This is a genomic window from Paraburkholderia sp. BR10936, assembly GCF_040965735.1.
GTDB lineage: Bacteria > Pseudomonadota > Gammaproteobacteria > Burkholderiales > Burkholderiaceae > Paraburkholderia > Paraburkholderia nodosa_A.
Genome location: NZ_JBFRCM010000004.1, coordinates 576901 through 583441, shown reverse-complemented (window position 1 = coordinate 583441; position 6541 = coordinate 576901). Strand labels below are relative to the sequence as shown.

Here is a 6541-nt window from a genome sequence, read left to right as displayed (position 1 = left end):
CGCGTGCCGAGAGCGTTTCGGCGAGTTCGGCGAACACGCCCTCGAGCCCGCGCGCAAGGCCGATGCCGAACATGCCGTCGACGAGCCAGCCGTAAGCATCGAACGATCCGGGCACCGACGCGGCGATGGGCACGCCCGCCGCACGCGCCTCGGCGAGCGCCCAGCGCGCGTCGTCGGGCTTGACCTCGACGGGCATGCAGACTTCCACGGCGACGCCCGCGCGATGCAGCTCCGTGGCGACGACGAGCGCGTCACCACCGTTGTTGCCGGGCCCGGCGGCGAACCAGACGGGCTTGTCGCTCGCCGACGAGGGCGCGTGCGCGAGTTGCTCGCTCAGGAAGTGCGCGGCGGCGGCGCCTGCGCGCGCCATGAGCGTGTGGGCAGGCAGAGCCGACTGCGCGGCGACTTCGGCCTCGCGCAGCGGTTCGACGGTAAGCAGCGGGACCGCACGATCGTGCGGGTAGACGAGCACCGGTTGCCCGGCGCCGGAGGAATGTAGAGCGTGCGTCATGGCGATGCGGTCCTCGGAGGCGACATCGCAACGATACCCGAGCATGCCTTCAGACGGCACGCCCCAGGCGCGGGCTGGACTGGCGCGGCGGCGCGGCAATGCCGCACACGCGTGCGCGGCTCAATCGCGGCCCGGCGAGAGCGCCTTGATGGTATCGGCCGGCAGGTCAGGCGCCGCGTTGGAGATCTGCTGGGCGATGAGACGCGCGGAGCCGAGCGAAAGTGCCCAGCCCGCCGGCCCGTGGCCCGCGTTGACGTACAGGCGCGGATGGCTCACGTTGCCGACCGCCGGCAGGCCGTCGGCGGAAAGCAGCTTCATGCCTTCCCACGCGAGCGCGGCCGAAATACGCGCGGCGCCCGGCGCCCAGTCGCGCGACGCCTCGCCGAGCAACGCGAGGGCGTCTTCGGTGAGCCCCTCGGGCAGCGCGTCATCGACTTCCTGTGCGCGCAGCAGCACGGCGGCGCCCGATATGCGCAGCCGGTGATTCATGCGCGCGATGGCGATGCGCTTGCCGGCGTCGACGATGGTCGTCTGCGGCACGCATTCCTCGTGTGCCACCGGCGAATTGAGCGTGTGCATGCGCAGCGGATAAAACGGCACCTTGAGGCCGAGCGGCGCGAGCAGGCGCGGCGTTTGCGCGCCCGCGGCGACCACGACGGCGTCGCCCGAGATCACCTCGACGTCGCGCGAGCGGCCCGCTTCGTGCGCCGGCGGCGCCAGCTCCACGGCTGCGCGCCGGTCTTCCAGGCGTATCGCATTGACCTCGCGGCTCATCTCGAACTGCACGCCGCCCTGGGCGTCGAGCACCTGCTTGAGCAGCTTCACGAAGAGCGGGCAGTTGGCCACCCGGCCGGTCTCGAAATGCACGCCGCCCGCAAACGGCGGGTCGGCGGGGATGGCATGGTCGAAAGCCACGCATTCCGCGGGCGAAAGCGCGTGGTGAGGCGTCTCGAAGCGGCGCAGCAGTTCGAGGGCCGGTTGCGTGAGCGACCATTCGTCGTTGCCGCGCACGAGGTAGAGCAGGCCGTCGCGCTGCTCGTAGTCGAGCTGGAAGCGCGCGTCGATGTCGGCGAGCGCCGCTTGCGCCGAGTCGATGAGCGGGCGCAGCAGCGCATAGCGCTCGGCAAACGCCTCGGAGCCGTGCAGCGTGGCGAGGCGCTTGACGAAACCGTGCGCGTGCCCGCGCCAGCCCGTCTTGCTGATCACGCCGCCGGACGATTGACGGCCATTGCGCAGGAAGGTGGGGCCGAACCAGACGTCGAGCGGCGTGGGCAGCGCAATGCCGCTATGCCCATAGGTCGCGCCTTGCGCAACGGTGGCGTGGCGTTCGATTACGCAGACGCGATGCCCGGCCGCGCGCAGCTGCCAGGCGGTAGCGATGCCGGCGATTCCGCCGCCGATGACGATGACATCCATGACGATACGATCTGCAGGCAGGTGGCGCTCGCTCGGGTGAGGGCGTCCTGCCGAAGGTGGGGCGTGCGGCGCGCCGAAGCCATGCCCGGGTGCGCCGATCAGACGAAACGCGCAATCATAGCAGCGAAAGCGTCCGCGTCGCCATGCGCGAGGCCGGCTTGCCACACGCGTGTCGCACGGCCACCGGGGCGGTCAGGACAGGCCTTCCGGGTTATAATCGCGGTCTCCCTTCGCCTGACCGTCGCCATCCCCCGCGCGACGCATCGCCACCTTGCGACGTGTTTCGCGCGAGGCGAAGCCGCGACGCAACTCTGACGCAACCTCGACGCAACGCCCCAGTCCATGGCCCACTTCTCGTGTTTCCCCGGCGCTTCGGCCCTTTCCGACTTCCGTCAGACCCGCCTGCTCGAGACGCTTCAGCGTATCGACGCCAACATCGTCGGCGTGCACGGCCAGTATCTGCACTTCGTCAATTCGGCCGAGCCGCTCTCTGCCGACGACAGCGCGAAGATCGACGCGCTGATGCACTACGGCGCGCCGTTCGCGGCCCCGCAGGAGCGCGGCAGCGCGCTCACGTTCCTCGTCGTGCCGCGCTTCGGCACGGTGTCGCCGTGGGCGAGCAAGGCCACGGACATCGCGCACCATTGCGGCCTCGAGCAGGTGCGCCGCATCGAGCGCGGCGTCGAATACACCGTGGTGCTCAAGTCGGGCCTGCTCGGCGGCAAGAAGACGCTCCCGGAAGAGGCGCACGCCGCCGTCGCCGCGGCGCTGCACGACCGCATGACGGAAAGCGTGGCGCCTTCGCGCGACGCGGCACTGCATCTGTTCGACGAACTGCCGGCCCGCCCGATGCAGACGGTCGACGTGCTCGGCCACGGCCGTGCGGCGCTGGAAACGGCCAACGGCGAACTGGGCCTCGCGCTCGCCGACGATGAAATCGACTATCTCGTCGACAACTTCAAGAAGCTCGAGCGCAACCCGACCGACGTCGAGCTGATGATGTTCGCGCAGGCCAACAGCGAGCACTGCCGCCACAAGATCTTCAACGCGAGCTGGACGATCGACGGCCAGGATCAGGATATGTCGCTTTTCGCGATGATCCGCAACACCGAGAAGATCAGCCCGCAGGGCACGATCGTTGCCTACTCGGATAACTCGTCGATCATGGAAGGCGCGGTCGCGGAGCGCTGGTTCCCGCGCAAGAACCACGCCGACGGCACGCCCGGCGAACAGTACGGCCGCCACACCGAACTCACGCACACGCTGATGAAGGTGGAGACGCACAACCACCCCACGGCGATCTCGCCGTTCGCGGGCGCAGCGACGGGCTCGGGCGGCGAAATCCGCGACGAAGGCGCGACGGGCCGCGGCGCGCGTCCAAAGGCCGGTCTCACGGGCTTTACGGTTTCGAACCTCGATCTGCCCGACGCGCGCGAAGCATGGGAAGACGCGCGTGACGCGGCCGTGCCGCTCGCGCTGCGCAACCCCGCCGACACGCAGGGCGCCTATGGTCGCCCGGACCGCATCGCGTCGCCGCTGCAGATCATGATCGACGGCCCGCTCGGCGGCGCCGCGTTCAACAACGAATTCGGCCGGCCGAACCTCGGCGGCTATTTCCGTACCTACGAGCAGAACGTGGCGGGCACCGTGCGCGGCTATCACAAGCCGATCATGATCGCGGGCGGCCTCGGCAACATCAGCGCGCAGCACACGCACAAGCACGACCTGCCGGCCGGCACGCTGCTGATCCAGATCGGCGGCCCGGGCATGCGCATCGGCATGGGCGGCGGCGCGGCCAGCTCGATGGCCACCGGCACCAATACCGCCGAACTCGACTTCGACTCGGTTCAGCGCGGCAACCCGGAAATCGAGCGTCGCGCGCAGGAAGTCATCAATTCGTGCTGGCAGCTCGGCGAACGCAACCCGATCCTGAGCATTCACGACGTGGGCGCGGGCGGCCTTTCCAACGCCTTCCCGGAACTCGTCGACGGCGCCGACAAGGGCGCGCGCTTCGAGCTGCGCAAGGTGCAGCTCGAAGAGTCGGGGCTTTCGCCGCGCGAAATCTGGTCGAACGAATCGCAGGAACGCTACGTTCTCGCGATCGCGCCCGCCGATCTGGCCGAGTTCCAGGCGATCTGCGAGCGTGAGCGTTGCCCGTTCGCCGTCGTGGGCGTCGCGACCGACGCGCGCGACCTGAAGCTCATCGACACCGACGAGCAGGCGCTCGCGGCCAACGGCGGCCACCAGCCCGTCGACATGCCGATGGACATCCTGCTCGGCAAGCCGCCGCGTATGCACCGCAACGTCGAGCACGCGAGCGTGCCGCTCGCGCCGGTCGAAGTCACGGGCGTCTCGCTCGACGAAGTCGCGAAGAGCGTGTTGCGCCACCCGACCGTGGGCAGCAAGTCGTTCCTCATCACTATCGGCGACCGCTCGGTGGGCGGCACGACGGTGCGCGACCAGATGGTCGGCCCGTGGCAGGTGCCGGTGGCCGACTGCGCGATCACCGCGCTCGACTACGCGGGCTACAAGGGCGAAGCGATGACGATGGCCGAGCGCACGCCGCTCGCCGTGATCGATGCGCCCGCATCGGGCCGCATGGCCGTGGGCGAGGCGATCACCAACATCGCCAGCGCGCCCATTTTGTCGCTCGACAAGCTCAAGCTCTCCGCGAACTGGATGGCCGCGTGCGGCGCACCGGGCGAGGACGCGGCGCTCTACGACACCGTGAAGGCGATCGGCATGGAGCTGTGCCCGGCGCTGGGCATCGGCATTCCGGTGGGCAAGGATTCGCTTTCCATGCGCACGAAGTGGAACGAAGCAGGCGTGGCGAAGGAAGTGGTCGCGCCGGTATCGCTCATCATCTCGGCGTTCGCGCCGGTCGACGACGTGCGCCGCCACCTCACGCCGCAACTGCGCCGCGTCGACGAGGCGGGTGAGTCGGTGCTGATCGCGATCGATCTGGGCCGCGGCAAGAACCGCATGGGCGGCAGCATCTTCGCGCAGGTCACGCAGCAGGTCGGCGACGCGGTGCCCGACGTCGACAGCGCCGAAGACCTCAAGCAGTTCTTCACGGCCATCCAGCAACTGAACGCGAACGAGCAGCTGCTCGCGTACCACGACCGCTCGGACGGCGGCCTGTGGGCGACGGTGTGCGAAATGGCTTTCGCGGGTCACACGGGCGTGTCGCTGAACGTGGACATGCTCGCGCTCGACAGCGAGCACGAGTCCGACTACGGCGACGCCAAGGACTGGGCGAAGCAAACGAGCGGCCGCCGCGAAGACCGCACGCTGCGCGCGCTCTTCTCCGAAGAACTGGGCGCCGTGATCCAGGTGCCGGCACAGCAGCGCGACGTCGTGATGGGCGTGCTGCGTCAGCATGGCCTCTCGGTGTGCTCGCACGTGATCGGCACGCTGAACAATCGCGACTCGATCGAAATCTACCGTGACGCGAAGCGCATCTACGAAGCGCCGCGTGCGGAGCTGCAACGCGTGTGGAGCGAAGTGAGCTGGCGTATTGCGCGTCTGCGCGACAATCCCGCGTGCGCCGATTCCGAATACGACGCGCTCCTCGACGCCGCCGATCCGGGCATGCAGCCGCATCTCACGTTCGATCCGGCCGAGGACGTCGCCGCGCCGTTCATCGGCAAGGGTGCGCGTCCGCGTGTGGCGATCCTGCGCGAGCAGGGCGTGAACTCGCACCTCGAAACCGCATACGCGTTCGACCGCGCCGGTTTCGACGCGCACGACGTCCACATGAGCGACCTGCTCGAAGGTCGCGCCACGCTCGCCGACTTCGCGGGCGCGGTGGCCTGCGGCGGCTTCTCGTACGGCGACGTGCTGGGCGCGGGCGAAGGTTGGGCCAAGACGATCCGCTTCAACGCGAAGCTCGCGGACATGTTCGCGGCCTTCTTCGCCCGTCAGGACACGTTCGCGCTCGGCATCTGCAACGGCTGCCAGATGATGTCGAGCCTCGCCTCGATGATCCCGGGCGCCGAAGCCTGGCCGAAGTTCACGCGCAACAAGTCGGAGCAGTTCGAAGCGCGCTTCTCGCTGGTGGAAGTGCAGGGCTCGCCGTCGATCTTCTTCAACGGCATGGAAGGCTCGCGCATTCCCGTGGCGGTCGCGCACGGCGAAGGTTTCGCGGACTTCTCGCAGCAGGGCGACATCGCGAAGGTCGCGGTGGCGATGCGCTACGTCGACCATCGCGCCCAGGCAACCGAGGCCTACCCGTTCAATCCGAACGGCTCGCCGCAAGGCATCACGTCGGTCACGACGCCCGACGGCCGCTTCACGGTGCTGATGCCGCACACGGAGCGCGTGCAGCGCACGGTGACGATGAGCTGGCACCCCGAAGCCTGGGGCGAGGCGAGCCCGTGGATGCGTGCGTTCCAGAACGCGCGCAAGTGGGTGGGCTAATGCGCCTCGCGAACCACGCGAACTTCGCGGACGGTTGACGCCGGAGCAGGGCAACTCGCCCCGGCGGAAAACCCCGGTCCTGCCTCGATTGCGAGTGCGGACCGGGGTTTGTGCTTTTTGAGCGCCGGCCGGTGGGACCTTGCGGCGAAAATCGACATTAATCGCCGCACATTTTGCGGTGATTATCTTGCGCGT

General features: G+C 68.8%; 3 protein-coding genes. 1 reads left to right on the top strand and 2 read right to left on the bottom strand.

The genetic code is table 11. The features are described from left to right. Positions 1 to 511 (bottom strand): NAD(P)H-hydrate epimerase (locus AB4Y36_RS12250; protein WP_368683071.1); only part of this gene is annotated, 511 nt, incomplete at its 3' end. A gap of 120 nt (positions 512 to 631) precedes the next feature. Next, a complete protein-coding gene (locus AB4Y36_RS12245; protein ID WP_368683070.1) occupies positions 632 to 1927 on the bottom strand; it encodes an FAD-dependent oxidoreductase in 1296 nt (431 codons plus the stop codon). Positions 1928 to 2269: 342 nt separating this feature from the next. Between AB4Y36_RS12245 and purL the strand changes: the two genes are divergently transcribed. After that, entirely contained in the window at positions 2270 to 6346 is a 4077-nt protein-coding gene (gene purL, locus AB4Y36_RS12240) for a phosphoribosylformylglycinamidine synthase (protein WP_368683069.1), read from the top strand. Positions 6347 to 6541: the final 195 nt, after the last annotated feature.